3 protein-coding genes are annotated in these 3,100 nt (G+C 30.5%); all 3 read left to right on the top strand.

The window, feature by feature from the left end; genetic code table 11:
• A partial coding sequence (locus tag AC1DUW_RS24510) for a polysaccharide biosynthesis protein (RefSeq protein ID WP_477643687.1) occupies window positions 1-513 on the top strand: 513 nt, incomplete at its 5' end.
• A 435-nt stretch (window positions 514-948) separates the two neighbouring features.
• A complete protein-coding gene (locus AC1DUW_RS24505) occupies window positions 949-2,268 on the top strand; it encodes a UDP-glucose dehydrogenase family protein (RefSeq protein ID WP_477643686.1) in 1,320 nt (439 codons plus the stop codon).
• Between the two features lie 580 nt (window positions 2,269-2,848).
• A partial coding sequence (locus AC1DUW_RS24500) for a hypothetical protein (RefSeq protein ID WP_477643685.1) occupies window positions 2,849-3,100 on the top strand: 252 nt, incomplete at its 3' end.

Here is a 3,100-nt window from a genome sequence, read left to right as displayed (position 1 = left end):
GGTTACTATGCTATTACTATTAATGTATTAGGAATTCCACTAGTGCTTATTACTAATAATGTAAGTAAGGTTTATTTGCAGAAGTTAGGAGAGGACTATAGAAAAGGTAATTCTGTCTGGGACACTTTTCTTTCCGTTATAAAAGTAATGGGAAGTTTATCAATTATTGGATTCTCTTTTTTAGCTATAATTGGACCAAATCTCACAGAGTTAGTGTTTGGAGAAGGATATACAGAATCAGGAAAATATATATCCATACTTTGTTTTATGTTTGCATTTAGGTTTGTTGCATCCTCGATTATAGGATCATATGTAATTTTTAATAAACAATTTATGGATACAATGTTTCAAACTATATTAGTACTTTCAGGTATAATAATATATTTTCTTTCAGATTTATTTAATTTAAGTATATATAAATATTTTGAGTTAATAAGTATAGTTTATGGAATTATCTATTTACTTATTATTATTAATATTGGATATTTGTGCAAACGTCAAAATATAAGATAAAAATTATATCTTTTAAATGTATTATATTTACTTATCTCAACTGTTATTTCATGCTTTTATAATAATAAACTAGGAATATATAGGCTTAAGTATTTAATAATTTTTGTTTTAATTGATATCGCTATGATAGCAAGTCTATTAGTAGTGATTAAAATATAATCTATTATTGTTGTCCTCTCATCTCTTTTTTCTTTTCCCGAAATTTCAAAAGGGGTATTTATACAACAACTAAAAAATTTAAACATTATAGTATACAGATATCATTAGAAATTTGTCGGTATATTCGTTGCGCAATCCCAAAAGTAGAAAAAATAAATTCGAATTGAAAGGTTCATTAGCTTTAAAGTGTCGGATTAATATATTAAACGCTATGTAAGGTGATGAAATATATTAATTGCTAAGTATGATACACATATTAAGAAGGGGGAAAAAAAAATGAAAATTGCTGTTGCTGGAACTGGTTATGTTGGATTAGTGACCGGTGTTTGTCTTGCGGAACAAGGGCATTCTGTTACTTGTGTTGATGTAGATGAAAGAAAAATAGCTCTAATGGAGGCTGGTATTTCTCCTATTTATGAAAAAGATCTTGAACAGTTAATGGCCCGAAATATGAATAGATTGAATTTCACATCAGATTATAAAGAGGCTTATAGAGATGCAGATGTTATTTTTATTGGGGTTGGTACACCAGAAAAGAAAGATGGTTCAGCTAATTTAAGTCATGTCTTTTCAGTAGCTATGCAAATTGCTGAGAGTATTGAGAAAGATTGTGTTGTGGTTGTTAAATCAACAGTGCCAATTGGTACAAATGATAAGTTAGAAGATATGATCAGAAACAACTTAACTCAAGATGTAAATGTATATGTCGCTTCAAATCCAGAGTTTTTGGCACAAGGTACGGCGGTTAGAGATACATTATACCCGTCAAGGATCGTTATAGGAGTAGAAGAGGAAGTTGCTGGAGATATTTTAAGAGGGGTTTATAAAGGTTTTGATGCGCCTACAGTTGTTACTAATAGGAAGAGTGCGGAAATGATAAAGTATGCTTCCAATGATTTTCTTGCCTTGAAAATATCATTTATAAATGAAATAGCAAATCTCTGCGAAATTATTGGAGCTGACATTGAAGATGTTGCTCTTGGAATGGGTTATGATAGTCGTATAGGGAATAAATTTTTAAATGCAGGGATAGGTTACGGGGGATCATGTTTCCCTAAAGATACAAAAGCGCTACACTGGTTAGCGAATTTTCATGATAATGAATTAAAGACTATTAAGGCAGCTATTGATGTGAATGAAAATCAAAAGTTAAAATTAATTAAGAAATCTCGGAAGTATTTTGATAGTTTCAGTGGGGTTAATATAGCTGTTTTGGGATTAACATTTAAACCAGGAACTGATGACTTAAGGGAAGCACCAACTCTAGTTAATATTCCTATTATGTTAGAGGATGGATGTAATTTAAAAGCATGGGATCCTGTTGGTGTTGATAACTTTAGGGGAATATATCCAGACGGAATAACCTACTGTAATACCATTGAAGATACCATTAAGGATGCAGATATATGTTTTATCTTTACAGAATGGGATGAAGTCAAAAACTTTGATCTATCTAAATATAGTGAACTTATGAAAACTCCAATCATACTTGATGGTAGAAATTGCTACGATTTAAATAGTGCTAAAAAAGCGAAGATGATTTATGATTCGATTGGCAGAGAGACCATAAATAGTTTAGAGGCTTTACTTGTGTAGCTTATAGCAATTTTGGCTGATTTTTGATTTCAGTGCCTTTAATTCGACAATCCTGGAAAGTTAAGCTGACAACATAACATGAAAAGTACACATAACCTTAAGAATATAAAATCATAATTTTTAATGAAAGCTTTTCGAATTGATCTTAATGACCTAAGTGGAACTGTAAAATATCAAAATAGATAGATTGATTTGATGATGGCTTATCCTTTACTTTTTCCAAAATATTCAGATGAAAAACTCTGTTTATGGGATTTGGAATACCGGGATTTCATATGTGGGGTTGGCTACAAATATGCAGGAACCACCCGTTTTACACGAATAGAACCTTAAGCAAAGTAAATGGAGAATTGTATTGGATTAGAACATTTAAAAAAACTATATGGTATAACGCTTCATCTTATTTTTTCGGAAGGAAATGTCAGGGATATTAGTGTAATTACAATAGTGGAAAAAATGAGGGATTTTAAATTGTGCTACTTATTTCTTCTACCTTCTTACTTCAAATTTTTTGTTGATTGAACGAATAGATGTTAGTTAGCATAAAAATTGTAAGAAAATCCAAAAAAGGATGGAAACGATGCAGATATTCATAATTTCAGTCATTCTATTAGTCCTATTCTCTATTCCTATGATTTATTCTAGAAAGCACAATAAAGACCTATTCTCACCAGTAATGATTTCTCTGTTCTTGATAATAATTACTAATATTCCTTATTTAATGTCTATTTCAGGAAACTATAACATCCTAAATTCATTAGTTCGATGGCGTATATCAGAAATAGACATAGATTTCGCGATTGCTAAGTATGCAGTTGTGTTAGTAATAGGG

It is taken from the genome of Peribacillus sp. P4_C12 (assembly GCF_056402095.1).
The sequence above is the reverse complement of the archived record's forward strand: the minus strand, read 5'-3'. Positions and strand labels throughout refer to the sequence as shown.